This is a genomic window from Massilia sp. METH4 (assembly GCF_037094685.1).
Classification (GTDB): domain Bacteria; phylum Pseudomonadota; class Gammaproteobacteria; order Burkholderiales; family Burkholderiaceae_D; genus Rugamonas.
Window position 1 is genome coordinate 1191483 of sequence record NZ_CP146614.1, and the last position, 23070, is coordinate 1214552.

A 23070-nucleotide genomic window follows, 5' to 3' on the forward strand; every position below is an offset into this window, starting at 1 on the left:
CCCGAATCACTTCGGCTGGGCAGCCGTCACGATGGCGGGGCGCAGCAGACGATCGGCGATCGTGTAGCCCTTTTGCAGGACGGCGACGACGGTATTGGCTTCCTGCTCGGCGGGCACCATGGCCACGGCCTGGTGGCGGTTCGGGTCCAGCTTGTCGCCGGGCGCCGGCACCACTTCGAGCAGCTTGTTGCGCTCGAACGCGGAGTTCAGCTGCTTGAGCGTCATCTCCACGCCTTCCTTGAGCGATTCGATCGACGGCGTTTCGACCTTCAGCGCCATCTCCAGGCTGTCCTTCACCGGCAGCAGTGCCTCGGCAAAGCCCTCGACGGCGAACTTGTGGGCCTTGGCCACGTCTTCCTGGGCACGGCGGCGGATATTGTCGCCTTCTGCCTTGGCACGCATGAAGGCGTCTTGCATCTCGGCCAGCTTCGCTTCGGCGGCGGCAAGCTGCTCTTCCAGGCTCGGGGTGGCTGCGGCCTCGGCGGGAGCCGCTTGCTGCGGCTGGGCCTGCTGCTGCGCTTCCTCGGGAATCGGGCTGGCCTGGTTTTCCTGGTCTTGCATCGTTGGACTCCTACAATTCGTGTTTGTTTGACATTGCTCTTGCTGCACTGGCCGAATCTGGGGATACCCCTTCTCATTTCAAGGGCATTGTGCGGACAGCGCTTGACAAGCGGCTGGCAAATCAGTGCCGGGCGAACCGGCCGACCTGTTATTTTAACAGGCTGGCACTCGTCGCCCGCAAGTGCTAACAACGTGCAGGGAGATCAATGTTGCGCGATTGCTGCGCGGAGAATGGCTTACTCCGCTGCGCCCAGGGCAATGGCGCGGTCGCGGCCGACCGCTGCATCCCGTTCGCGCATGGCGCGCTGCGCGGGCGACACCATGGCCGGCCAGCCGATCATGTGCTGTTCGGCGATCTCGGCCAGCGCGGCGATCCAGGCCGGGCTCTCGTTCAGGCAGGGAATGTAATGGAAGTCCTTGCCGCCGGCGGAGAGGAAATCGTGCCGCACTTCCATCGCGATCTCCTCCAGCGTTTCCAGGCAGTCGCTGGTGAAGCCGGGACAAATCACGTCGATGCTGCGTACGCCTTCCTGCGCCAGCTTCTGCACGGTGGGCGCCGTGTACGGCTGCAGCCATTCGGCCTTGCCGAAGCGGGACTGGAAGGTGACGATATAGTCGTCGTCGCGCAGCTTGAGCGCGGCGGCCAGCAGGCGCGCCGTCTTGTGGCATTCGCAGTGGTAGGGATCGCCCAGCAGCAGGGTGCGCTTGGGCGTGCCGTGGAAGCTCATCACCAGCTTCTTCGCGCGGCCATGCTGCTCCCAGTGCGCCAGCACGTTCTGGCGCAACGCCTCGATGTAGGCATCGTGGTCGTGGTAGTTCTTCACGAGGCGCAGCTCGGGAATGTTGCGGATCTTGCGGTAGTGCCGGAACACGGCATCCCAGATCGAGCCGGTGGTGGTGCCGGAATACTGCGGATAGGCGGGCAGGACCACGATGCGGTCGCAGCCATCGGCCTTCAGCCGGGCCAGCACGTCCGGCAACGACGGCGTGCCATAGCGCATCGCCATCGCCACCGTCACGTCCTGGTGACCGCGCGCCTGCAGCGCCTCGTGCAGCAGCATCGCCTGGTTTTGCGTATGGATGCGCAGCGGCGAGCCATCCTCCGTCCAGATCGACGCGTACTTCTTGGCCGACTGGCCGGAACGGAACGGCAGGATCACGCCGTTCAGGATGAACCACCACACCGCTTTCGGGATTTCGACCACGCGCGGGTCGGATAAAAACTGCTTCAGGTAACGGCGCACCGCGCCCCGCGTGGGCGCATCGGGCGTGCCGAGGTTGACCAGCACGATGGCGCTGCCGCTGACGGCGCCGTGCTGGTGGGGAGGTTCTTTCGCAAAGGCCATGATGACTCGTGATGGGCAGGAAGGCGCCCATTATAGATGCGCAAACGCGGAACCTGTCGGTGCAGTCCGGAACGGCAAGAACAGACGGGCAGCATCAGGTGTTTCCTTGCAATAACACCCCTAGGCAGATTGCGCAATAAAGTTTTAATTTGAAAGTTACAAAATAAATATTTCCAACGACATCCCTTGCACGATGCTTTTGCCACAGCTATTATCCCGGCCTCTTTGAGTTAATATAAAATATAGATGGCCCTCACCTCGCGTCAGTACAGCGCAGTGTTTTGCTTTTGCCTTGTCGCCCAGAAGTTCAAAATAACTACCGACAGCCATAAATTACTGCGAGAGAAGCGGGTCGATACAGACAAAAGCCCTGTCGACATTTTGAAGTCGCTCGCTGCGCAATATGGCCTCGCGGTGCGGCGTATCAGCCTCAGTGATCGCGAGAATAGCAGGCCGGCTACCCCATTTCTTTTCCAGAATACGCGCGGCGTTATTTCGCTGGCCACGGAACGGAACGAGCACGGTTATATTGTCGTCAACCCTGGCCAGGCCGAGGGCCGGACCGTGCTGTCGCATCAGGAACTGATCGCGGCCAGTCCCGGCCATGTGATGGAGGTTGTGGAAACTCGATGGACCCCGCCCGACAACCGTACGTTCGGTGTCTGGTGGCTGCTGGAACGGTTGCGGCCATATTCACAACTGGCCTGGAAGATCGGCGTATCGGCGCTCGTGCTGCAACTGTTCGCCACGGCCCTGCCGCTCTTCAGCCAGGTGATCATCGACAAGGTCTTGTCGCGCAGCAACCCGTCAATGCTGTATCTACTGGGCACGGGTATCGCAATCACGATCGTCTTCGAACTGGTGCTGGCGATCATTCGCACGAAGCAGCAGGCTTTCATCGCCAGCAAACTCGATATCGCGATCGGCGTGCAAATCCAGCGGCATCTTTTTCAACTGCCGCTGATATTTTTCAACAAACGCTCGGCCGGCCACGTCACCGGCGTATTCAATGAACTGGATACGATCCGGCACTTCATCACCGGTCCGGGGATCAGCAGTGTCATCGATCTTGCATTTTTTGTCGTATTTATCCCGTTGATGCTGATGTACAGTCCGACACTGACCGCGATCACGGCGGTGGCGGCCGCGTTCATCCTGTTATTCGCCTATGCAATAAAAGGGCTGGAACGCAGTTATATGCGCGCCTCGTCCGATTACAACACCCGCTGCCATTCGCAAATGCTCGAGTGCATCGCCAATATGGAAACGCTGAAGACACTGGCGGCGGAAAACTATGCGGCGCGCAAATGGGAACAATCCTTTACCCGGCTCGTTATCGCCACGATGCGGAACGGCTCGCTGCAAGGCACGAGCATGGCGGTCAACGGCTTCCTGCAACGGGTTTGCACGCTGGCGATCCTGTGGTTCGGCGCCGAACTGGTCATCTCCGGAAGCATGAGTGCGGGCCAGCTGATCGCCTTCCAGATGCTGTCCTTCCGCGTGATGTATCCGCTGCAACGTCTGACCCATCTTTGGCACGAATGGAAGCGCGTCCAACACGCGGTGGAGCGGCTGACCGACATTATGGACAGCCCGCCGGAAAAAATCGATACGGACGACCGGATCACGGCGCTGCCGCCAGGCTCCATCAGTATGCAGAGCGTGACCTTCATTTATCCCGGCCAGCACGCGCCCACGTTGAAGAACATCAGCCTGCATTTCCCGGATGCGGCCGCCGTGGCCTTGATCGGCCGCAGCGGGTCGGGCAAGAGCACGCTGCTGAAACTTCTGCTCAGGCTGTACCCGCAAAGCGGCGGCTTGATCGAGTACGGCGCGACGGATGCCCGGCTGATCAATCCGACGCTGCTGCGCCGCCGGGTCAGCCTCGTGCTGCAGGAATCGCATCTGATGACGGGCAGCGTGGCCGAGAACATCGCGTTCAAGGCGCCATGGGCGACGACGGAGCAGATCATCGAGGCAGCCACGTGCGTGGGAGCCCATGAATTCATCAAGGATCTCCCACATGGCTACAGCACGCTGTTGGGCGAGGGTGGCATCAACCTGTCGGGCGGCCAGCGCCAACGCATTGCACTGGCGCGCGCGATCCTGGACGAGCCGGACGTCCTGATCCTGGACGAGGCAACGAGCGCCATCGATGTGTACGGCGAACAGCGCATCTACGCAAACCTGACCGGCAAGTTCCGGGACCGGAAACTGATCGTGATCACACACCGCCTGAGTTCCATCGTGAACTTCGACCTGATCCACATTCTGCATGCCGGCGAACTCGTCGGCAGCGGCACCCACCGCGAATTGCTCGACACCTGCCCGATCTACGCGCAATTGCATGCATCGACGACGGCGGAACGACAACTGGTGGAGCTGGCCAGCCATGAGTAAATTTCCGCACCGTACTCCGCCGCTGGACCTGAGCGAGTTCACCGACGCCCGCGACGTGCTCGACGCCCGCCTGCCGGCCTCCTATCGCGGCTTGCAATACGCGATCGCGGGCTTGACGCTGGCCGCATTTGTCTGGGCATGCGTTGTGGAGACCGACGTGGTGGCCAGCGCCCCCGGCCGTATCGTGCCGGATGGGCACGTGAAGACCATCCAGGCGCCCGAGACGGCGATCGTTCGGTCCATCCACGTCAAGGACGGCAGCCTGACGCGCCGCGGCGACCTGCTGGTGACGTTCGACCCGTCCGTGAGCAACGCCGACGTGGGCGCGATGCGGTCGCGGCATGAACTGCTCCGGTTCGAGATCGCCCGCGTCGAAGCGGAGATCGCAGGCACCGTGCCGGTGTACCCGCCGCTGGCCGCCTTGACCAATGCGGCGGCCGTGCAGGAAGAGCTGCGGCGCGCGCACGCGGCCAGCATGCAGGCGAAGCTGCGGCAGGCCGACACGGAGCTCGACAACGCGCGGCAGAACCGCCTTGCCCAGGAACAGGCCCTCACGTTCCTCGAGCAGTCGCGAGCCGCCGCCGCCGAACAGGAAGCCAGGTTCCGGCCATACGTTGGCCAAGCCATACCAATGGTCACGTATGTGTCGACCAAGGAAACCCTTCTCAGCAAGGAAAGGGAGTTGATCAGCAGCCGCGAAAAACTCAATGCGTCCGGCAACGACATCCGCAACCTGGAAGAGAAAAGACGCCTGTTGATCGAGGAAAACCGGGCCCAGCTCTTCGCCGAGCTATACGCGAAGCGCGCCGAGGCCACCACGCTCGCGGCCGAGCTGGAGAAGGCGTTGCGGGCGCAGCGCATCAAGGAATTGCGCGCACCGGTCGACGGCTTCGTCCAGCAGGTGGGGGTGAACACGCTGGGCGCCGTGGTCGCGCCGGGGCAGAACCTGATCTCCATCGTACCGAGCGAAGCGCCGATCGTCGTCGAGGGATTGCTCTCCAGTGCCGACGTCGGCTTTGCCAAGGAAGGCCAGGAGGTGACAGTGAAGGTGGACGCCTACCCTTTCATGCAATACGGCGGCCTGAAGGGGAAACTTGAATGGATCAGTCCCGATGCGGAGAGCAGCAGCGACAAGACCAAGCCGCAGTCGGGCGGCTACCGCATCCGCGCTTCGCTGATGCAGCGCTCGCTGCACGATGCGTCGACCCTGGCGCTGAAGCCGGGCATGACGGTGGTGATCGACGTGAAAACGGACCGCCGAAAATTTATCCAGCTGTTCTTCCAGCCCATGTTGCGTTACTGGAAGGACGCAGCCCAACAACGGTAACCAAGGAGGATGTGTTGATGATTCAAAAGGCAGACAAGGATGGCCGCCGCTTCGGCATCGCGATGGTCGCATGGGCCGCCATGGCCTCTCTCCCCGCCGCGGCGCAAACGAACACTGGCGCGCGAGGCGATTACATCTACTCGTATGTCGAGCGGGTGGAAACGGCGGCGGGCGATTTGCAGGGCGAGACGACCGGCACGATCAGCATTGCACGGGGAACGAAGGACGCGGTCGTCTATATGGAACAGACGCCGTTGCGCCCGGGCTGCGGCGCCATCCCGGCCATCGAATGGATCGGCAACGACTACGCGGCATTTTGCGGCAACCTCGGCGGCCGCCATTACACAAAGAAGCTCTTCAAGCTGTCGCCCATGCCCGCTCCTGTCGCGCAACTCGATTACTTCGACAGCCCGGCGAAACTGGTCGCCGATGCGGACGGGAAAGTGCGCACGCTGGTCCTGCGGCGCGACATCTTCGGTGACAAATTGACCGGCCCGCATTACTTCCCCTTGGTGTACACCCTCGCCAGCGATGGCGCAACCACGGCTTTCGCCGTCGATTTCAAGAAAGGAGCGCAATACCACTACCAGGGATATTTCAACCAACTGAAAAAAGAGAGAAACCCAGCAGCATATTTCCCCGAGATGCTCGCTGCGCTGATCGCCACCGGCGACCGGGACCTGATTTGCGGCGAGCTCAAGAAATTGAAGACGCCCAAGTCCGGTCTGCCCGACCTGCAACGATGGCTGGAGCAACTGGCGACCGCAGGCTATCCGCGCTTCGACACTCGACAATGTAAAGGAGCATAAGCTACATGGCATGTACCAACGCTATGAACATGAATGCCACGCAGAAGGATATGATGACCAAGATCGTCGATCATGGCGTGGCACGCGGATTCGACTCCCAGCAGATCAACCTCGCGGTGAAGGCAGCCTTCATCGAATCGTCGATGGGTATGCCCAACGCGATGGCAACGCGGCCCGGCACTTCCCACGTGGGGTTGTACCAGTACGATCCGGTAACGTGGAAAACGCAAAACCATAACGGCAGCATCACCAGCGTCGACTCCCAGATCGAGGCATTTTACGACGACATCATCTATTACACCGGGCGCTACAACTCCCTGACGTCGGCCCAGCGTGGCAACCTGCCGCTGGACGAGTACATCTACGTCAAGCACCACGACGGGCGCAACTATACCGATTTCAGCGGCGCGCCGGGACTGGGCATCTATCGCGGTACGTGTTTCCAGCCGGAGTTGCACGTCAACGAAAGTGGCGGCGAACCGCCTCCGGGCCACCCGAACCCCAACGCGCCCTACCTCTACTGGTGGTCGCCGGCGATCACGGACAAGACCGGAAAGGTAACGGTGCGCAACGTCGAACCGCTCGCGGCCGCGCCGACCGACGACGGCGACGGTTACTCCTGATCACCCGATGACAAAGCGCCGCCCCGGCGGCGCTTTTTGCGTAAGGACATGCATGCTTAACTTGAAGATAACCGACCAGGAATTCCGCGACCGCTTCCGGGAAAAACAGTTCTACTTGTGCCCTGCCGCGGCCGAGACGGGAATGGTCGACTGGTCGTTCATCAACGACCTGCTCTACCTGATCGAACCGGCGCAACCGCGGTTCAAGATCATGTGCGACGGCCTTGTCGACGAGAGCAGCTATGCCGAGGACATCGTCGAGGCCGGCCTCAGCCGCAAGCGGCTGCGCAAGGCGAGCTTCTATGACCTGATGCAACGCGGCGCTACCGCCGTGTTCAACCGGCTGGAATTGAGTTCTCCCTACATCCGCAAGCTCGCCGGCGCGGTGGCCGGCATCGCCGGCGGCAGCACGGCGGTGAACGCCTATCTGTCGTACACGGGAACGGGCACGTTCGGCAAACACTGGGACACGCACGACGTCTTCGTCATCCAGCTGTTCGGTTCGAAGCACTGGTCCGTGCATGAACCCACGTTCGAATTCCCGCTGCGGGAACACACGAGCAAATACCGCAAGCAGGAGTGCCCCGAAGCGCCGGCGCTGGACACGGTATTGAAACCCGGCGACGTGCTATACCTGCCGCGCGGCTGGTGGCATGCGGCCACGCCCATCGGCGAGCCCTCCTTCCACATCACGGTGGGCTTGCACCAGCCGAAGATGATCGATTACGCGGCATGGTGCGTCACCAAGTACCTGCCTGATTTCGTTACCGCCCGCAAGACGGCCCATTTCGATCAGCCGGCCGATGGCGATATCGAGGAACTCGCGAAGATCCTCGCCGGCTTCATCGCCAGCCCGCACTACTACGAGGAGTTTATGCGCGAGATGCTGACCGAAGAGCGGGTGGCGACGCCATTCAACCTCGAACTGTTCACGTCCCAGCAGGGCGACCGGTTGGCGCCAGGCCGGAAAGTGCGCCTGACGGGCGAGATCAGAACGGAGCTCGGCCGGCAGTACATGCGGCTCAACGGCTCGCTGGACCGTCGCAGCCCGCAGGAACTCGCCATCCTCGGCTTGCTTTCTTCCCAGCGGGAACTCTCCATCGCGCAGATCGAAGCGGCACTGCCCGGCCACGCGCCAGACACGTTGCAGGCGGGCGTCAAGGCGCTGCTCAGGAAAGACGTCGTGGCGTTGGACTGAGCACGGCGGGCACGCACCGCCATGCCTTGGGACGGGCCGCCCCGTGTTCAGCTGGCCAGCAGTTCGCGGGCGTGCTTGCGCGTGGTGGCAGTGATTTCCAGGCCGCCCAGCATGCGGGCCACTTCCTCGACCCGGGCCTTGGCGTCCAGCACCTCGATGCGCGAGGCGGTCTTGCCGTTGGCCAGCGTGCTCTTCGCCACCTGGAAGTGGCTGTTGCCCTGGCTGGCCACCTGCGGCAGGTGGGTCACGCACAGCACTTGCCGCTCCTGGCCCAGGCGCTTGAGCAGCCGGCCGACCACTTCGGCGACTCCGCCGCCGATGCCGCTGTCGACCTCGTCGAAGATCAGGGTCGGCACCGTCGTCGCGTTCGACGTAATCACGGAAATCGCCAGCGAAATGCGCGCCAGTTCGCCGCCGGAAGCCACCTTGGCCAGCGGCCGCGGCACCACGCCGGCGTGGCCGGCCACCATGAATTCCACCTGCTCCAGCCCCTTCGCCGATGGCTCGCATGGATGCAGCGCCACTTCGAAGCGGCCGCCCGTCATGTTCAGGTCCTGCATGGCCTTGGTGACGGCGGCACCCAGCGCCTTCGCGGCGGCCGCGCGGCTGGCGGACAGTTTTTTCGCCACCGCCAGGTACTCTTCCTTCAGCTTCGCTTCCTGCTTGCGCAAGCCTTCGATGTCGGTCGCATCGGCCAGCTGGTTCAGTTGCGCGGCCAGCCGCGCGTGTTCGGCCGGCAGCTCGTCGGGATCGACGCGGAACTTGCGGGCCGACGAATGCAGCGCCTCCATGCGCGCGTCCACTTCGCGCAAGCGGTCCGGGTCCAGCTCCACCTTGTCCAGGTACGTGTTCAGCGCATAGGCCGATTCCTGCAGCTGGATGCGGGCCGATTCGATCAGGTCGACGATGGGCTGCATTTCCGCATCCACCGACACGAGCTTGGACAGTTTCTGGTTCAGCGACCCCAGCTGCGACACGATCGGCTGCTCGTCCGATTCCGAGATCAGGGCCAGGGCCTCCTGCGCGCCTTCGAGCAGGCTGGCGGCATGCGAGAGCCGGCTGTGCTCATTGCCGATCTCGGTCCACTCGCCCGGCTTCGGCGCCAGCTTGTCCAGCTCGGCGACCTGCCACTCCAGCCGTTCGCGCTCGAGCAGCACGTTGGCGGCATTGGTCTCGAATTCCTCCAGCTGCTTCGCCAGCGCCCGCCAGGCCTTGTAGGCGGCGGCCACTTCCTTGCCGTTGGCGTCGGCCTGGCTGTCCAGCAGCTCGCGCTGCGCATCGGTCTTGAGCAGCGACTGGTGGGCGTGCTGGCCGTGGATGTCCACCAGCAGGTCGCCCAGCTCGCGCAACTGGCCGGCGGTAGCCGCGATGCCGTTGATATAGGCCTTGGAGCGGCCGGCATTGTCGATCACGCGGCGCAGCAGCGCACCGCCGTCCTCGGACGTGAACTCGTTCGCCTCGAGCCATTGCCGCGCCGCATCGGTGATCGCGAAATCGGCCGTGATGTCGGCCTTGGCCGCGCCTTCGCGCACCACGCTCGCGTCGCCCCGCCCGCCCAGGGCCAGGGTGAGCGCGTCGATCAGGATCGATTTGCCGGCGCCCGTTTCGCCCGTGAAGACTGTAAAGCCGGCGGAAAATTCCAGTTCGATGGAATCGACAATGACGAAATCGCGGATGGACAGTGTACGCAGCATGGGTCTCGAAGAAAGCCTTCTCGTTCAGATTTTTCCGTCAGTGGACGGGTACTCGTTCCAGTGCAGTTTTTCGCGCAGCGTGTTGTAGTAGCTCCAGCCTTCCGGGTGCAGGAAGGTGATCGCGTGCGGCGAACGGCGGATATGGATGCGGTCTTGCGGCATCAGGCTGGCGAACGTCTGCATGTCGAAGTTCACCGTGATGTCGCGCCCGCGGTTGACTTCAATGACGATCTCGCTCGAATCCGGCAGCACGATCGGCCGGTTCGACAGCGCGTGCGGCGCGATCGGCACCATCACGATGCCGCCCAGCGTGGGATGCAGCAGCGGCCCGCCGGCCGACAGCGCATAGGCCGTGGACCCGGTGGGCGTGGAGACGATCAGGCCATCGGAGCGCTGGTTGTACATGAAGTGGTCGTCGACATCGACGCGCAGTTCGACCATGCCGGCGCCGGCCCCGCGCGAAACGACCACGTCGTTGACCGCCAGGCCGACGTGGATCGCCTTGCCCTCGCGCAGCACACGCCCTTCCAGCAGCGTGCGGCGCTCGGCCTTGTGCGTGCCGGCCAGGATGCGCGCCAGCACGGGCAGCATGCCATCGCGCGGGATATCGGTCATGAAGCCCAGCCGGCCCTGGTTGATGCCGATCAGGGGCACCTCGAACGGCGCCAGCTGGCGGGCGATGCCCAGCATGGTGCCGTCGCCGCCCATCACGATCGCGCAGTCGCATTTTTCGCCGATGCCTTGCGCGCTCATCGCGGGAATCTCGGGCATGTTCAGGTGTTCGGCCGTGTCGGTATCGAATACCACGCTGTAGCCGCCCGCGCCCAGGAAAGCGAGGACGTCGCGCACGGAATCCTCGATGCCGGCCGTATTGGGCCGGACGACCAGCGCGATCGTGTTGTACATGGCAGGGGTGGCGGGCATAGGGAGCTCTTTGGCGGCAGATGGATCAGCATGATGCAGGCAAAACGCTTGCACGGCGAAGGGTAACCCATTTCGCCGTCGCTTCGCCATGCGGCAACGTGCCATGCAAACCAGCCGACGCACAAAGTGCGCTCACGATTACTGTATATTTAAACAGTATAAGCGGCGCTGGTCAGTTGTGCAAGACTTCAACGGGTCTGCAAATCAGGCCGCCAACGCCACGCCGAGCGAGATGGCCAGCAGGATTGCCACGGCCAGCGACAGCAGGTGCAGCACCATCAGTACCACCCAGCGCCACGCCGTGCCGAACACGCCCTTGCGATACACGCGTTGCATGGCCCACGGCAGGTAGCCCAGCAGCCAGCAGAACAGCAGGAACTTGATGAAGCCGTCCGGCATCGCGGCGAAGGCCGTAAACATCACGAAGGCGAAGGCGTTGGTGTGCAGCGCGAACAGCAGGTGTTCGCCATAGCGCCGGCCGGTGCCCAGGTAAAGGCCCTTCAGGTAGAGCGCGAACACGGGCATCAGGCAGAACATGGCGTACGGCGCATAGCGGAAGAAGCCGCTCTTCAGCGCTTCGCCCTTCTCCTTGTTGCTCATGATGTCGAAGCGTTCGACCGTGTGCTGCACGGCCGGTGCCCACCGTTTCACTTCCGGCGACAGCGCGTCGCCGATCCGCACATTGTCTTCCCCCTCGCGCGTGGCGTCGCCGCCCGCGCTGCCGGCAACGACGGGCGGGCTGGCATCGACCGTCGTCCGGAACATCTCCGCACCCGAGAACTTGACCAGCGCGAAGAACAGGATCGACAGCGTGAGGTAGAGCCGCAGCGGCTCCACATAGCGCCGGCGCCGCCCGGCCAGGTACTCGTTCGTCAGCGCGCCCGGCCGGAACAGCAGGCGCGCGAAGGTGCCCCACAGCTTGCCTTCCAGGGCCACGTAATGGCTGATGAATTCATGCGCGAACTCCACGAAGCTCGGCATGTTCAGCCGGGTCTCCTGGCCGCAGCGAGGGCAATAGTTGTCGGACACGGCGGTGCCGCAATTGCGGCAATGCGCCGGCATGGCGTGGTGATCGGGTTCGGCGTTCAGGGCGGATTTCAAGCGATGGCTCTCTGGGCGGGTCCAGCCCTCCATGCTAACGGCTCCATGACAAAAACACACCACGGAAATGTCATTTTGCAACACTTTCCGCCGGTCCAAACGGGCGACCGCGAATGGAGGGAATCGATAAGATGAGATTCAGACAAGTTTTGGAGGATGCATCATGACCGATTCCAAGGAAACCCCGGACTCGAACACCCGGGAGCCGAACACGAAAGACCGCCAGGTCAACACGAACGTGCATATCGAGGATACGGCCGGCAAGCGCCTGCCGCACGAGCGCGACGAGTCGCCCGAGGGCACGCGCCACCATCCCGAGCGCACGCGCATCGAGCAGGCCGGCCGCGACATCGAGCAGGGTCTCGTCGATACCGACAACTACGGGCGCGATGCCGGCATCCAGAAGCCGGTGCCGGAAGGCGAAACGCCGGAAGCGGACCCGCTGCCGGTGATCAAGCGCGACTGATTTCCCCACCGCGAACTGCAAGAGCCATGAAACCTGTCCTCGTCATTGCCGCCCTGCTGGCCGCCGGCGCCGCGCTGGCCCAGAGCGGCCAGAACGCCCCCGCCGCCACGGCCCAGTACCCGGTTGGCTGGGGCCCCAATCCCCAGTTGCCGGAGCCGGAGAAGTCGCTGATTCCCACCGTGAACGTGGCCGCCGTCGATGCATGGAAAGGCGATGAGAAACCGGTCCCCGCGGCCGGCTTCACGGTCACGGCGTATGCGCGCAACCTCGACCACCCGCGCTGGCTCTACGTCCTGCCGAACGGCGACGTGCTGGTGGCCGAAACGAACGCGCCGCCCAAGCCCGAGGACAGCAAGGGCGTGCGCGGCGTGATCATGCAGCACATGCAGAAGAAGGCCGGGGCCGTCACACCGTCGGCCAACCGCATCACGCTGCTGCGTGGCGTGGACGCGAACGGCGCGGCAGAGGAGCGCCACGTCTTCCTGAAGAACCTCGCTTCGCCGTTCGGCATGGTGCTGGTGGGGCGCGACTTCTACGTGGCGAACTCGGATTCGGTGATGCGCTTTCCCTACGAGGAAGGCAAGACGGCCGTCACCGCCCGCGGCGTGAAGGTGATGAACCTGCCGGCCGGCCCGCTGAACCACCACTGGACGAAGAACATCACCGCGAGCCCGGACGGCAAGTTCCTGTACATGACCGTGGGGTCGAACTCGAACGTGGCCGAGAACGGCATGGACAAGGAAGAAGGCCGCGCCGCGATCTGGGAACTGGAGCGCGCCACCGGCAAGTCGCGCCTGTTCGCCACCGGTTTGCGCAACCCGAACGGCATGGCCTGGGAACCGAAGACGAAAACACTGTGGACCGTCGTCAACGAACGCGACGAGCTGGGCAACGACCTGGTGCCGGACTACCTGACGTCGGTGAAGGATGGCGGCTTCTACGGCTGGCCCTACAGCTGGTTCGGCCAGCACGTCGATACGCGCGTGAAGGAACAGCGCCCGGACCTGGTGGCCAAGGCGATCGTGCCCGACTATGCGCTGGGCGCGCACACGGCGGCGCTGGGCCTGGAGTTCTACACCGGCAAGCTGTTCCCGGCCAGCTACCACGGCGGCGCCTTCATCGGCCAGCACGGCTCGTGGAACCGCAAGCCGCACAGCGGCTACAAGGTGGTGTTCGTGCCGTTCGCCGACGGCAGGCCTGCCGGCCCGCCGCAGGATATCCTGACCGGCTTCCTGTCGAAGGACGAGCGCGCGAAAGGCCGCCCCGTCGGCGTGGCGGTGGCCAAGGATGGCGCGCTGCTGGTCGCGGACGACGTGGGGAACACGATCTGGCGGGTGGTCCCGGCGGGCAAGTAAGCTCACCGGCCGCATTGTTTTCCGAACAAGCTTCGCGCTATATTCCTGCTTTTTCATAAAGCAGGAAGCCATGAAGAAGTTGTTGCCCACGGCGCTGCTGGCGCTTGCCGCCGCCGGCCTGCCCGGCTGCTCGCCGGACGATGCACCGCCGCGCGCCGCCCCGGCCGCCCAGCCGCAGGCGAAGGCCCCGGTCGCCAGCAAGGACCCGTACGCTCCGCTGATGCAGGCCGTGTTCGGCGACGACTACCTGCCGGCCAAGGGCTATGCGATCGAGGGCGGCGCCGCGGCGGACGTGTCGCCCGCGCAGGACGGCGACATGCCGCTGGTCCTGACCGCCACCACGAGCGCCGCGCTGCCCTCCGGCGACACGGCACTCGTGGTCGAGGGCAGTTTCCGGCGCCCCACCGGCGAGGAAATGCTCGGCGAAGTCGAGGGTTCGCCGGTGCACCTGTTCCTGCTGCGCCAGCGGGATGGCGTGTGGCACGTCGTCCGCCGGCACGAGAACATCGCGGAGAAAAGCCGCAACGGCACCGATATACGCTGGGTGACGCTGGGGCCGGGCAAGCCGGGACTGGCCATCGAAAACCATTGGCTCGGGCAGGGTTACACGGCCACCTGGCTGTCGCTGTACGACCCGGCCGGCGAGCGGATGGCGAACCTGCTCGGCGACAGCCTGATGACCCGGTCGGACAACGAGGGGGCATGCGAGGACGAGTGCTGGTCGGGCGAGGCGAAGTGGCGCCTGGAGGCCGGTTCGGGGCGCGCCAGGAACGCGCCGTACGACGATCTCGTGCTGGAGATCACGGGCGAGGAAACGCTGCAACCGGGTGACGGGGCGCAGGCGGACACGGACGAGGCGCCGCCACCGGCGCCCGAAACAGGCAAGTCGCCGCAGCCGGCGGGCGACGGCGCGACGGTTGCGGCGAAACGCTCGCTGGCCGGCACGGCGCGCTATGCCTACCGCGACGGCAAATACCAGCTGGTGGAAGGAACGAACACGCTGCCGACGTTTTGAACACGGCAGGGGGTGTCCAGCAAACCCGGCGGAAAACGCCTACAATCGCCCCTTCGCATCCGATATGAAAGACAACCATGCGCATCCTGCACACCATGCTGCGGGTCGGTGACCTGCAGCGCTCCATCGACTTCTACACCAAGGTGCTCGGCATGAACCTGCTGCGCACCAGCGACAACCCCGAGTACAAGTACACGCTGGCCTTCGTGGGCTATGGCACCAACCCCGACCACGCGGAACTGGAGCTGACCTACAACTACGGCGTGGACAGCTACGACCTGGGCAATGCCTACGGCCACATCGCGATCTCCACCGAGAACATCGTGGAAGCCTGCCAGGCCGTGAAGGCCAACGGCGGCAACGTGACGCGCGAACCGGGCCCGGTCAAGGGCGGCACCACGGTGATCGCCTTCGTGACCGATCCGGACGGCTACAAGATCGAACTGATCGAGCGCTCGTTCGACGCCCAGGGTGGCGGCCTGCGGTAATTTGCCGGGCGCCATGCAAAACGCCGGCTCGTGCGCTGCACGGCCGGCGTTTTTTATTTCCAAGAACCGGGATCTGACCCTAATGTCGCTTAGATAGCAGTTTCGAGTAGATTTCCTGCTAACGTTCGCGTGCCTGGTGTCGGACACCTTCAGGTGTCGGACACCGGTTTTCCTCGCCGAAGTCGGCAAGATCTAACGAAAACCGGTGTCCGACACCGAAAAGCCGGTGTCCGACACCCCAACGCAAGCGCCGGCGGCTTCTTCGAATTCCGCTGTCAGTTCGTCAGCAGCGCATTGATCGGCGCGAGGTCATCCGCCTTCAGCGTGCCGGCGGCGGCCTTCAGCCGCAGGCCGTTCATGATCGTGTCGTAGCGGGCCTTGGCCAAGTCGCGCTGCGTGGAGTACAGCTGGCGCTGGGCGTTCAGCACGTCGATGTTGATCCGCACGCCCACCTGGTAACCCAGCTTGTTCGATTCCAGCGCGGACTGGCTGGACACCTCGGCCGCTTCCAGCGCCTTCACCTGCGCCAGCCCGCTATTCACGCCCAGGTAAGCCTGCCGGGCGCCCTGCGCCGCGGCGCGGCGGTTCGCTTCCAGGTCGTTGCGGGCCTTCTCTTCCAGCGCGATGGTTTCGCGCACCTTGCTGGTGACGGCGAAGCCATTGAAGATCGGCACCGTCCACGTCACGCCGATCGAGTTGCTGCGGTCGACGCCCATGAAGGAGCGGCTGTCGCGCGCGGAATTGGCCGTCAGGTCCACGGTCGGCAGGTGGCCGGCGCGGCTACGGCTGATTTCCCGCTTGGCGATTTCCACGCTGAGGCGCTGCAGCGCCACGCTGAAGTTGTCCGCTTCCGCCGCCGAGATCCATGGCTCGATATTGGCCGGTTGCGGCGGTGCGATGGTGACGCCGGCGCGCAGCGTGGCCAGCGTCGCGGGCGCAGTGCCGATGATCTGCTGCAGGGCCGTGCGCGCCACTTCCAGCGCATTGATGGCGGCGAATTCCTGCGCCACCACCAGGTCGTAGGCGGCCTGCGCCTCGTGGGTATCGGTGATCGTCTGCGTGCCCACCTCGAAGTTGCGCTTGGCGGACGCCAGCTGTTCGGTGGTGGCCGATTTCTGCGCCTGGATCGACGCCAGGTTGTCCTGCGCAGTGAGCACGTCGAAGTAAGCCTGCGCCACGCGCACGATCAGGTCTTGCTGGGCCTGGGCGAACTGCACCTCGGCCTGCGCCTGCACCAGCTTGCTCTGCTCGTAGCCCTGCCACGCCGCGTAGTTGAACAGCGGTTGCGACAGGGACAGCACGTAGCGGTTCTGGTGGCCGTCGGCGTCGCTCTTCAAGCCGGCCGGCGGCGTGTTCGAACCGTAGCTGCGCGCATGGGTCCCTTGCAGGAAGACGGAGGGCAGCAACTCGGAACGCCCCTGGGTGATCCGCTCCTGCCCCGCCGTCAGCGCGTTGCGCGCGCTGGCGTACGTGGCATCGTTTGCCAGCGCCTGCTGGTAAACCTGGATCAGATCGGCCGCTCGTGCCGCCGGGGCGGCAAACGTGACCGCGCTGGCGATCAACACGGCGATGAGGGGTCTGTGCATTGCGTTCTCCGTTGGACTTGTCAAAGGTATGTCAGTTGGTTTTCTTGTTTTCCCGGCCGCTTGCGGTTTTCTCAGTACTTCGGCATCGATTCGTCGACCTGTAGCGCCCAGGCGTGCACACCGCCCGTGAGATTGGTCACCTTCTGGAAGCCATGCCGTTCCAGGAACGCGGCAACCTGCAGGCTGCGCGCGCCGTGGTGGCAGATGCAGACGATTTCCGCGTCCTCGTCCAGGTCGTCGATGCGGGCCGGGATGGTCTGCATCGGCATCAGGGTCGACCCTGCGATATGGCAGGTGTCGAATTCCCAGTTCTCGCGCACGTCCAGCAGGAACGGGCGCGCGCGCTTGTCGTCGGCCAGCCAGGCGGCCAGCTCGGGGGCGGTAATCTGCTGCATGATGGATCGCTCAGAAAGTGAAGTGCGACGGCGTGACGGCGGCCTGCAGCGGCTTCACGTCGGTCTCGAACAGCTTTTTCGTGTCGTAGCTGCTCTCGCCCGTGCGGGTGATCAGGTGCGCGGACATCACCGGCGATTCGCCGATGATCGCCAGGATGCGGCCCTCCGGCTTGACTTGCTGCAGCACGGTATCCGGCAGCACGGGCAGCGCGCCGGCGAACACGATCACGTCCCACGGCGCGCCGTTGGTCCAGCCCTGCGCGCCGTTGCCCAGTTCTACCGTCACATTGGTCACGCCATTGGCGGCCAGGTTCTTCTGCGCCTGTTCCTTCAGGCCCGGATCGATTTCGACGGCGGTCACGTGGCGGCCGCGGTGCGCCAGCAGGGCAGCCAGGTAACCGGTGCCGGCGCCGACCAGCAATACGTTCTCATGCTTCTTCACGTGGGCGTCCTGCGCGATGCGCGCCTCGATCTTCGGGGTGAGCATCGCGGAACCGCCCGGCAGCGGAATGGAAATGTCGGCAAAAGCCAGGTTCTTGTAGGCTTCCGGTACGAAATTTTCGCGTTTGACGACCATCAACAGATCGAGGATATCGGTGTCCAGCACGTCCCAAGGACGAATCTGCTGTTCGATCATATTGAAGCGGGCTTGTTCGATATTCATCTTTTCGACTTTAGTGAAGGAATAAGAATCCGTCATTTTATCGTTGAACTGGTCTGGACGGGATATTAACGATAACGACGGTATAAGGCGGAAAATTGCGACAGTCTGCAGTTTCGCGGGGTTGAACGACGGGAATATGACCGGCCGCCGGCGCCGGCGGCTCAGCCCGGCCTGGCCATGCCGCGTTCGACGAGGCCCAGGTAGGCATCCATGAACGCTTCCGCGTCGACCGGCCCGCAGCAGGGGTCGAAGCTGTGCGCCCACAGCATCAGCATCGTGACGGGGGCGGTGAGCACCCTCGTCATCAATTCCGCGTCGACCGGCACGAACTCACCCCGGTCCACGCCGCGCTGCACGATGGACGCGATCAGCGCCGTGCCGCGCGCGATCACTTCCTCATTATAGAAACGGGCGATTTCAGGAAAATTACCGGCCTCGGCGACCATCAGCTTGGCGAGGCCGGAGGCGCGTGTGGAAGAAACGTCGGACCACCAGCGGCGCAGCATCGTGAGCAGCAGGTCCTTGCTGGCGGTGCTGTCGGCGGCCGCGACGTCGCTCTCGGCCCGGCCGATCACCACCACGATGTTTTCGCGCACGACGGCCTTGAACAGCTCTTCCTTGTTGTCGAAGTACAGGTACAGCGTGCCTTTCGAAACGCCGGCGCGGCGGGCCACGTCTTCCAGGCGAGTGGCGGCATAGCCGCGGTCCACGAACAATTCCAGCGCGGCGGCCAGGAGTTCCTGCGGGCGGGCCTCTTTGCGGCGCGCCCAGCGCGGCTTCGTGTCGGACATGGTGGCAATAACTTACTTTCGGGTCATTAAATGATAGACCTGCACCATGGCAACGTCAAGGCGCGTACGCCTGCCCTCATGGGCGATGCGTGACGCGGCTGCGCTCGGGATTGGCGGAAAACTCGGCGCCGCGGCGCACCGTTTCCAGTTGCGCGGACGGGAATACCTGCTCGTGCTCGCCATCGTCGTCGTTCCAGCGGCATCGGATATCGTCGCCCCGTGTGCTGATGACGATCATCTGCTGGTGCCAGCCAATCGGCCGCACCGCGTCCCCTGCTTTCGGTCGTTCGCGATCCATGGTCAGTCCTTTCGTGTGAACTGCCATGCTATGCCACCTCGCGCCATCGTGACGTACCGAACGGTAATACCCAGGCCGGCGGACGTATCATCGCACCATCTTCTTGCCGGGAGACCCGCATTGCCGACCAGGGATCCACTCATGCGGTTGCGGCGCATCCGCCGTATCGCCACCTGCCTGCTGGCCGCCATGGCCGGCCTGTTCCTGGCCGCCCGGCTGCTGCAGCCGCAGTACCCCTGGCTCGGCTTCGTGGCCGCGTTCGCCGAAGCGGCCATGGTGGGCGGCCTGGCCGACTGGTTCGCGGTCACCGCCCTGTTCCGCCATCCGCTGGGGCTGCCGATCCCCCATACGGCAATCATCCCGCGCAACAAGGACCGGATCGGCGCCAATATCGCCGAATTCCTCGAACATAACTTCATCACGCCGGAAGTGGTGCGAAACGAGCTGAAGGACGTGGATCTGGCGGGCGTCTGCGCGCGCTGGCTGGCACTTGAGGCCAACAACCGCGCGGTGGCCGAGCGCATCGTCGGCACGATCCCCGCCGTGCTGAACATGATCGAGGACCGCGACGCCGCCAGCTTCGTCGGCGGCACCCTCGCATCCAGCCTGAAGGACGTGAAGCTGGCTCCGCTGATGGGGCAAGTATTGCAGGTGCTGGTGGCGAACGGCCAGCATGTGCGGCTGCTGCAGAAGGTGCTCGGCCTGGTGGGCAACGCGCTGGAGGAAAACCGCGGCTATATCCGGCAGAAGGTGCACGACCACAGCCCGAAGTGGATGCCGAAGATGGTCGATGAAAAATTCTACGAGCGGCTGATGGATGGCATCCAGAGCATCCTCGACGACATGGCCGACGAACAGGGGGAATGGCGCGAGCGTTTCCAGAGCGCGATCGCCGAGCTGATCGAGAAGCTGGAACAATCGCCGCAGTACGAGGCGAAGCTGCGCGGCCTGCTTGCCCGTGGTATCACGCACCCGCTGTTCCGCGAATACGTCGCCGGCGTGTGGGCCGATATCCGCGCACGCCTGCACGCCGCCAGCGAATCGCCCGAATCGCGCCTGCTGCTGCGCACGCAGGCCGCGCTGCGCATCTTCAGCACCGCGCTGGAACAGAACGACACCGTGCGCACGAAGCTGAACGACTGGCTGAAGAGCTTCGCCACCGAGGCGATCGTGGAGCGCCGCAGCCTCATCGTCGCCGTGGTGCAGAAGGTGATCGACAAGTGGGATGCCGACACCATTGCTCAGAAGCTGGAGCTGCACGTGGGCAGCGACCTGCAATTCATCCGCATCAACGGCACGCTGGTCGGCGGTGTGGTGGGCGTGCTGCTGTACGCGCTGTCACTGGGGCTGGGCCGCTTCTGAGCAAGGTAGAATAGCCGGCTTCCCACTGTTGTTTGCCCCGTCCGATGAACTGCCGCGACCATTGCGGTGCGTGCTGCACCGCCCCTTCGATCACCAGCCCAATCCCCGGCATGCCGAACGGCAAGCCGGCCGGCGTGCGTTGCGTGCAGCTCGATGACGACAACCGCTGCCGGATCTTCGGCAAGCCGGAGCGGCCGGCGTTCTGTGGTGGGTTGCAGCCTTCGGCCGAGATGTGCGGGGCGGATCGCGAGCAGGCGATGCTTTGGTTGGGGGAACTGGAGCGCATCACCGCACCGGTAGCCTAGGTAGTCTCCCGCTCCACGATCGTAAACCCCACATCCCTCACCGGCTCGGCCACGGTCAGCCCGTCGGCCCGCTGCATGATGTACTGCGCGGCGGTATGCCCGATCAGCGTGCCGTCGACGCGCACGGAAGTGAGCGCGGGATGCAGCTCGCGCGACATGGCCAGGTCGCCCAGCCCGATGATCGCCAGTTGCTCCGGCACGCGGATGCCCTGCACGTGCGCCTCGGTCAGCACGCCCAGCGCCACCATGTCCGAGCTGCAGAAGATGGCGTCCAGCGAAGCGTCTTTTGCCAGCAGTGCCCGCAAGCCTTCGCGGCCGCTGGCGACGGAGCTGGGGGCGGGCACCATGTGCGTCGGCACCACATCCGCGCCCAGCGCCTGGGCGGCGTTGGCGAAGGCCAGGTTGCGCCGGAGCGCGCGCTCGTCGTCGGCGCTGATGCAGGCGATGCGCCGCCGGCCCCGCTTGTGCAGGAACTGCGCGACGGCGGCGCCCACCTTTTCGTGCGAAAAGCCCACCAGCATGTCGACGGGCGTCGGCGTCAGGTCCCACGTTTCCACGACGGGGATGCCGCTGGCGACGAGCCGGCGCCGCGCCAGCGTGGAGTGCATGATGCCTGTAAGGATTACGCCATCGGGACGGCGGCCGATGATCGTTTCCAGCAGCGCATCTTCGCGCGAGCCATGGTAGCCGGACTGGCCGAGCATCATCTGGTAGCCGTTGGCGGCCAGCGTTTCGGTGAGCGCCTGTACCGTTTCCAGGAACACGGAACCGGTAATGGTCGGTACCACGGCCGCCACCAGCCGGGAGCGGCGCGAGGCCAGGCCGCCGGCGAGCAGGTTGGGCACGTAGCCGGTGCGCTCGACGGCATCCTTTACCCGCTGGAGGATCTCGTCGGACACCGCGTCGGGCGTGTTCAGCGCGCGCGATGCCGTGATCGGCGCCACGTTCGCCAGCCGCGCCACGTCGCGCAAGGTCAGGCCCAGGCCCTTGCGGCGGCGGCGCCTGGTATCGTCGCCGTTGGAATCGTCGCCCATCAGCGCACCAGGCAGGGCCGTTTGCTGTCGAACTGCCAGCCGGGGACCAGGAATTGCATGGCGATCGCGTCGTTGCGCGCCCCCAGGCCCATGCCCAGGTAACGCTGGTGCGCCGCTTCCACCTCGGCCATGTCGAGCTCGACGCCGAGGCCCGGCTTCTTCGGCACGTCGACGAGGCCGCCGGCGATCTTCAAGGGCTCCTTCGTCAGGCGCTGGCCATCCTGCCAGATCCAGTGCGTGTCGATCGCCGTGATATTGCCCGGCGCCGCCGCGGCCACGTGGGTGAACATGGCCAGCGACACGTCGAAGTGGTTGTTCGAATGCGAGCCCCACGTGAGGCCGAAGGCCTGGCACAGCTGGGCCACGCGCACGGAACCCTGCATGGTCCAGAAATGCGGGTCGGCCAGTGGAATCGTCACCGATTGCAGGGCAATGGCATGGCTCATCTCGCGCCAGTCGGTGGCGATCATGTTCGTGGCGGTCGGCAGGCCCGTGGCGCGGCGGAACTCGGCCATCACCTCGCGGCCCGAGTAGCCGTTCTCCGGGCCGCACGGGTCTTCCGCATAGGCCAGCACGTCGCCCTTGTCGCGGCACAGCCGGATCGCATCCTTCAGCAGCCAGCCGCCGTTCGGATCGAGCGTGATGCGCGCCCCGGGGAAGCGCTCGGCCAGCGCGGTGACCGCCTCGATCTCCTCCTCGCCGCGCAGCACGCCGCCCTTCAGCTTGAAGTCGCGGAAGCCGTAGCGCTCGTACGCCGCCTCGGCCAGCGCCACCACGGCCTCGGGCGTCAGGGCTTCTTCGTGGCGCAGCCGGCTCCAGGCGTCCGGCGCATCGGCCTCGCTGGCGTACGGCAGGTCGGTCTTGTTGCGGTCGCCGATATAGAACAGGTAGCCCAGCATCGGCACCTGGTCGCGCTGCTGCCCTTCGCCCAGCAGCGCCGCCAGCGGGACGCCGAGGAACTGGCCGAGCAGGTCGAGCATCGCGCATTCGATCGCCGTCACCGCGTGGATCGCCACGCGCAGGTCGAAAGTCTGCACGCCGCGCCCGCGCGCATCGCGGCTGGCGAAGGCGGTGCGCGCCGAGTTCAGCACGGCGTTGTAGTCGCCGACCGGGCGGCCGACGATCAGCGCCTCGGCCTCTTCCAGCGTCTTGCGGATCGCCTCGCCGCCCGGCACCTCCCCGACACCCTGCCGCCCCGCACTGTCGGTGAGGATCAGCAGATTGCGGGTGAAGAACGGCGCATGGGCGCCCGAGAGGTTGAGCAGCATGCTGTCCCGCCCCGCGACGGGAATCACGCGCGCAGAGGTGATGACCGGGGTATCGTTCAT

The 23070-nt window shown here is 64.7% G+C and carries 23 protein-coding genes; 11 read left to right on the top strand and 12 right to left on the bottom strand.

Annotated elements, in window-relative coordinates:
• Nucleotides 1–6: 6 nt before the first annotated feature.
• Both grpE and hemH read right to left on the bottom strand, forming a co-directional pair.
• Complete coding sequence (grpE, locus tag V6Z91_RS05280) at nt 7–561, bottom strand: nucleotide exchange factor GrpE (protein WP_338767578.1); 555 nt, start codon at nt 559–561, stop codon at nt 7–9.
• Between the two features lie 236 nt (nt 562–797).
• Entirely contained in the window at nt 798–1907 is a 1110-nt protein-coding gene (gene hemH, locus V6Z91_RS05285; RefSeq protein WP_338767580.1) for a ferrochelatase, read from the bottom strand.
• 246 nt (nt 1908–2153) lie between these two features.
• Here hemH and V6Z91_RS05290 point away from each other — a divergent pair, with 246 nt between their 5' ends.
• From V6Z91_RS05290 to V6Z91_RS05310, 5 genes are read left to right on the top strand one after another with little or no spacing between them, the layout of a single operon-like run.
• A complete protein-coding gene (locus V6Z91_RS05290; protein ID WP_338767583.1) occupies nt 2154–4307 on the top strand; it encodes a peptidase domain-containing ABC transporter in 2154 nt (717 codons plus the stop codon).
• The gene (locus tag V6Z91_RS05295; protein WP_338767587.1) at nt 4300–5634 is read left to right on the top strand and encodes an HlyD family type I secretion periplasmic adaptor subunit; all 1335 of its coding nucleotides are present in this window, start codon (nt 4300–4302) and stop codon (nt 5632–5634) included. Before V6Z91_RS05290 ends, V6Z91_RS05295 begins: the two co-directional genes overlap by 8 nt.
• A 14-nt stretch (nt 5635–5648) precedes the next feature.
• The gene (locus tag V6Z91_RS05300) at nt 5649–6443 is read left to right on the top strand and encodes a hypothetical protein (protein ID WP_338767589.1); all 795 of its coding nucleotides are present in this window, start codon (nt 5649–5651) and stop codon (nt 6441–6443) included.
• A gap of 50 nt (nt 6444–6493) precedes the next feature.
• On the top strand, nt 6494–7066 hold the full coding sequence (locus V6Z91_RS05305; RefSeq protein ID WP_338767591.1) for a hypothetical protein: 573 nt from the start codon (nt 6494–6496) through the stop codon (nt 7064–7066).
• Nucleotides 7067–7118: 52 nt separating this feature from the next.
• A complete protein-coding gene (locus tag V6Z91_RS05310) occupies nt 7119–8264 on the top strand; it encodes a cupin domain-containing protein (protein ID WP_338767593.1) in 1146 nt (381 codons plus the stop codon).
• Nucleotides 8265–8311: 47 nt separating this feature from the next.
• Here V6Z91_RS05310 and recN read toward each other — a convergent pair whose 3' ends face one another.
• From recN to V6Z91_RS05325, 3 genes are all read right to left on the bottom strand, one after another.
• Nucleotides 8312–9958, bottom strand: a complete 1647-nt coding sequence (recN, locus tag V6Z91_RS05315) for a DNA repair protein RecN (RefSeq protein WP_338767595.1) — start codon at nt 9956–9958, stop codon at nt 8312–8314.
• Between the two features lie 24 nt (nt 9959–9982).
• On the bottom strand, nt 9983–10882 hold the full coding sequence (locus tag V6Z91_RS05320) for an NAD kinase (protein WP_338767598.1): 900 nt from the start codon (nt 10880–10882) through the stop codon (nt 9983–9985).
• 204 nt (nt 10883–11086) lie between these two features.
• Nucleotides 11087–11983: a DUF3667 domain-containing protein gene (locus tag V6Z91_RS05325; RefSeq protein ID WP_338767601.1), complete on the bottom strand. Its 897-nt coding sequence runs from the start codon at nt 11981–11983 to the stop codon at nt 11087–11089.
• Nucleotides 11984–12146: 163 nt separating this feature from the next.
• Between V6Z91_RS05325 and V6Z91_RS05330 the strand changes: the two genes are divergently transcribed.
• The 4 genes from V6Z91_RS05330 to gloA all read left to right on the top strand — a co-directional run bounded on the left by V6Z91_RS05330 (nt 12147) and on the right by gloA (nt 15307).
• On the top strand, nt 12147–12449 hold the full coding sequence (locus V6Z91_RS05330) for a hypothetical protein (RefSeq protein ID WP_338767604.1): 303 nt from the start codon (nt 12147–12149) through the stop codon (nt 12447–12449).
• A 26-nt stretch (nt 12450–12475) separates the two neighbouring features.
• Nucleotides 12476–13804, top strand: coding sequence for a sorbosone dehydrogenase family protein (locus V6Z91_RS05335; RefSeq protein ID WP_338767606.1), 1329 nt, complete (start codon nt 12476–12478; stop codon nt 13802–13804).
• Between the two features lie 70 nt (nt 13805–13874).
• Entirely contained in the window at nt 13875–14819 is a 945-nt protein-coding gene (locus tag V6Z91_RS05340) for a hypothetical protein (protein ID WP_338767608.1), read from the top strand.
• 77 nt (nt 14820–14896) lie between these two features.
• Entirely contained in the window at nt 14897–15307 is a 411-nt protein-coding gene (gloA, locus tag V6Z91_RS05345; RefSeq protein WP_338767611.1) for a lactoylglutathione lyase, read from the top strand.
• Nucleotides 15308–15582: 275 nt separating this feature from the next.
• On the opposite strand, the gene V6Z91_RS05350 is transcribed toward gloA, so the two are convergent.
• From V6Z91_RS05350 to V6Z91_RS05370, 5 genes are all read right to left on the bottom strand, one after another.
• A complete protein-coding gene (locus tag V6Z91_RS05350) occupies nt 15583–16893 on the bottom strand; it encodes a TolC family outer membrane protein (RefSeq protein WP_338767613.1) in 1311 nt (436 codons plus the stop codon).
• Nucleotides 16894–16964: 71 nt separating this feature from the next.
• On the bottom strand, nt 16965–17288 hold the full coding sequence (locus tag V6Z91_RS05355; protein WP_338767615.1) for a rhodanese-like domain-containing protein: 324 nt from the start codon (nt 17286–17288) through the stop codon (nt 16965–16967).
• A gap of 10 nt (nt 17289–17298) precedes the next feature.
• Nucleotides 17299–17952 (bottom strand): protein-L-isoaspartate O-methyltransferase, encoded by a 654-nt coding sequence (locus V6Z91_RS05360; protein ID WP_338767618.1) that lies wholly within the window; start codon nt 17950–17952, stop codon nt 17299–17301.
• Between the two features lie 161 nt (nt 17953–18113).
• Nucleotides 18114–18743: a TetR/AcrR family transcriptional regulator gene (locus tag V6Z91_RS05365; protein WP_338767621.1), complete on the bottom strand. Its 630-nt coding sequence runs from the start codon at nt 18741–18743 to the stop codon at nt 18114–18116.
• A 76-nt stretch (nt 18744–18819) separates the two neighbouring features.
• The gene (locus tag V6Z91_RS05370; RefSeq protein ID WP_338767623.1) at nt 18820–19041 is read right to left on the bottom strand and encodes a hypothetical protein; all 222 of its coding nucleotides are present in this window, start codon (nt 19039–19041) and stop codon (nt 18820–18822) included.
• 141 nt (nt 19042–19182) lie between these two features.
• Here V6Z91_RS05370 and V6Z91_RS05375 point away from each other — a divergent pair, with 141 nt between their 5' ends.
• The gene (locus V6Z91_RS05375) at nt 19183–20403 is read left to right on the top strand and encodes a DUF445 domain-containing protein (protein WP_338767625.1); all 1221 of its coding nucleotides are present in this window, start codon (nt 19183–19185) and stop codon (nt 20401–20403) included.
• A 44-nt stretch (nt 20404–20447) separates the two neighbouring features.
• The gene (locus tag V6Z91_RS05380) at nt 20448–20708 is read left to right on the top strand and encodes a YkgJ family cysteine cluster protein (RefSeq protein WP_338767627.1); all 261 of its coding nucleotides are present in this window, start codon (nt 20448–20450) and stop codon (nt 20706–20708) included.
• Here the strand turns inward: V6Z91_RS05380 and V6Z91_RS05385 are convergent.
• Together V6Z91_RS05385 and gudD are read right to left on the bottom strand one after the other, a co-directional pair.
• Nucleotides 20705–21742: a LacI family DNA-binding transcriptional regulator gene (locus V6Z91_RS05385; protein WP_338767629.1), complete on the bottom strand. Its 1038-nt coding sequence runs from the start codon at nt 21740–21742 to the stop codon at nt 20705–20707. The genes V6Z91_RS05380 and V6Z91_RS05385 overlap by 4 nt on opposite strands.
• On the bottom strand, nt 21742–23070 hold the full coding sequence (gudD, locus tag V6Z91_RS05390; protein ID WP_338767631.1) for a glucarate dehydratase: 1329 nt from the start codon (nt 23068–23070) through the stop codon (nt 21742–21744). The genes V6Z91_RS05385 and gudD overlap by 1 nt, the downstream gene beginning before the upstream one ends.

Excerpts from the sequence above, each read along its gene's own strand:
- grpE (WP_338767578.1), bottom strand. The coding sequence starts at position 561 with ATGCAAGACCAGGAAAACCAGGCCAGCCCGATTCCCGAGGAAGCGCAG.
- hemH (WP_338767580.1), bottom strand. The coding sequence starts at position 1,907 with ATGGCCTTTGCGAAAGAACCTCCCCACCAGCACGGCGCCGTCAGCGGC.
- V6Z91_RS05290 (WP_338767583.1), top strand. The coding sequence starts at position 2,154 with ATGGCCCTCACCTCGCGTCAGTACAGCGCAGTGTTTTGCTTTTGCCTT.
- V6Z91_RS05295 (WP_338767587.1), top strand. The coding sequence starts at position 4,300 with ATGAGTAAATTTCCGCACCGTACTCCGCCGCTGGACCTGAGCGAGTTC.
- V6Z91_RS05305 (WP_338767591.1), top strand. The coding sequence starts at position 6,494 with ATGATGACCAAGATCGTCGATCATGGCGTGGCACGCGGATTCGACTCC.
- V6Z91_RS05310 (WP_338767593.1), top strand. The coding sequence starts at position 7,119 with ATGCTTAACTTGAAGATAACCGACCAGGAATTCCGCGACCGCTTCCGG.
- recN (WP_338767595.1), bottom strand. The coding sequence starts at position 9,958 with ATGCTGCGTACACTGTCCATCCGCGATTTCGTCATTGTCGATTCCATC.
- V6Z91_RS05320 (WP_338767598.1), bottom strand. The coding sequence starts at position 10,882 with ATGCCCGCCACCCCTGCCATGTACAACACGATCGCGCTGGTCGTCCGG.
- V6Z91_RS05330 (WP_338767604.1), top strand. The coding sequence starts at position 12,147 with ATGACCGATTCCAAGGAAACCCCGGACTCGAACACCCGGGAGCCGAAC.
- V6Z91_RS05335 (WP_338767606.1), top strand. The coding sequence starts at position 12,476 with ATGAAACCTGTCCTCGTCATTGCCGCCCTGCTGGCCGCCGGCGCCGCG.
- V6Z91_RS05340 (WP_338767608.1), top strand. The coding sequence starts at position 13,875 with ATGAAGAAGTTGTTGCCCACGGCGCTGCTGGCGCTTGCCGCCGCCGGC.
- gloA (WP_338767611.1), top strand. The coding sequence starts at position 14,897 with ATGCGCATCCTGCACACCATGCTGCGGGTCGGTGACCTGCAGCGCTCC.
- V6Z91_RS05350 (WP_338767613.1), bottom strand. The coding sequence starts at position 16,893 with ATGCACAGACCCCTCATCGCCGTGTTGATCGCCAGCGCGGTCACGTTT.
- V6Z91_RS05355 (WP_338767615.1), bottom strand. The coding sequence starts at position 17,288 with ATGCAGCAGATTACCGCCCCCGAGCTGGCCGCCTGGCTGGCCGACGAC.
- V6Z91_RS05360 (WP_338767618.1), bottom strand. The coding sequence starts at position 17,952 with ATGAATATCGAACAAGCCCGCTTCAATATGATCGAACAGCAGATTCGT.
- V6Z91_RS05365 (WP_338767621.1), bottom strand. The coding sequence starts at position 18,743 with ATGTCCGACACGAAGCCGCGCTGGGCGCGCCGCAAAGAGGCCCGCCCG.
- V6Z91_RS05370 (WP_338767623.1), bottom strand. The coding sequence starts at position 19,041 with ATGGATCGCGAACGACCGAAAGCAGGGGACGCGGTGCGGCCGATTGGC.
- V6Z91_RS05375 (WP_338767625.1), top strand. The coding sequence starts at position 19,183 with ATGCGGTTGCGGCGCATCCGCCGTATCGCCACCTGCCTGCTGGCCGCC.
- V6Z91_RS05380 (WP_338767627.1), top strand. The coding sequence starts at position 20,448 with ATGAACTGCCGCGACCATTGCGGTGCGTGCTGCACCGCCCCTTCGATC.
- V6Z91_RS05385 (WP_338767629.1), bottom strand. The coding sequence starts at position 21,742 with ATGGGCGACGATTCCAACGGCGACGATACCAGGCGCCGCCGCCGCAAG.
- gudD (WP_338767631.1), bottom strand. The coding sequence starts at position 23,070 with ATGAACGATACCCCGGTCATCACCTCTGCGCGCGTGATTCCCGTCGCG.